The sequence below is a fragment of the Pseudomonas sp. PB105 genome, from assembly GCF_009764655.1.
Taxonomy (GTDB): Bacteria; Pseudomonadota; Gammaproteobacteria; order Pseudomonadales; family Pseudomonadaceae; genus Aquipseudomonas; species Aquipseudomonas cyclaminis.
In genome coordinates this window covers 1-1,122 of the sequence record NZ_RWIO01000019.1, presented here as the reverse complement: position 1 = coordinate 1,122, position 1,122 = coordinate 1, and the positions used below count along the sequence as shown (strand labels likewise).

1 pseudogene is annotated in these 1,122 nt (G+C 59.0%); it reads right to left on the bottom strand.

Annotated features, from left to right (window positions below):
• Positions 1-4 precede the first annotated feature (4 nt).
• Positions 5-1,122: pseudogene (locus EJD88_RS02765) on the bottom strand (hypothetical protein); the annotation flags it as partial.

Below are 1,122 nucleotides of genomic sequence, written 5' to 3'. Positions count from 1 at the left end.
ATGATTAATATCCTATGGACAACAGTTGAGGGTATCCACCGGCACTGGAGCTGCCCGTACCGCTCCACTGCGCCACAACCACCACCGACTCTTTAGTCGATGAAATCGTCTGGAACCAAAAGTCGGACGCAGTGGTGCTGACAGCGAGTGTCCCGACGATTGAGAACAAGTTGGCCGAAGGAAACGCTAAGGGGAGCGCGATGGTGTGGACGCTGTCCCCCACATTGGTATGAGCGCCGCGTGCCCATTGAATGACCAGGCCACCCAACCAGGTCGGGAAAACCACGTACCCGTTCACGGTTAAGCTCAGCAGGAAGCCCCAGCGCAGCTTTTTGGGAGTGACGAAGCTGAGGTCGTCGACACCTGTGTTGGTCATGACCTGTGAGGCGATTTTGGAACTACCAACGAATGCCTCGGTGGCCTGACTTCCAGAGGTGGTTATCGTTACGTCGCCAGATCCGTCGAGTGTCACGTTACCCAGCACTGCACCGTTCAGCGTGATCTTGCGGGCGTTGGCCCACCTTGCGGCCTTTCCCACCACAGTGACTCCCGACACGATGTTGGCAATACCGGTCCAGATCAATGCAGTCGCGGCCTTGACCGCTTTAGTGGTGGCAAGAATGACACTGCTGTTGGTGTCCTGGTCATCGCTGATGGCGTTGGGAATCTGGTCTAACTTGACGTCTTCCTTGGTCGTTGCGCGTGCACGAAGCTGGTCATAGTCACCCACCCGGGCAGCGAAATGCTGCACCAGCGGCCCGCCGATCGGCTCCACCGGACGACGGTCTGTGATGGTGTTCGCGTTCGGCAAATCGGCGAGCAGCACCTGGTAGTGCTTCACGCCTGCGCTGTCCGTGTAGTCCAGGCGATTTGCCCCGAAGGCGATTGTCGACTTGGCAACCATGTCGCTCAGCTCACGCTGCATCGCCACGTCGATCCACACCGAGGTCGGAAAAGCACCAGGGGCACTAAATTGAACAGCTGCACGCTCAAGGCGGACGCCCTCGACATAGGCGGTCCCGGCCTTGAGCTGGTAGACATTCCCGACCTTTTCCACCTGCAGGGCGCTACCGAAGAAGCACGCCCGGCCAAACACATCGCGATTGGCCTGGCGCTCGCGCT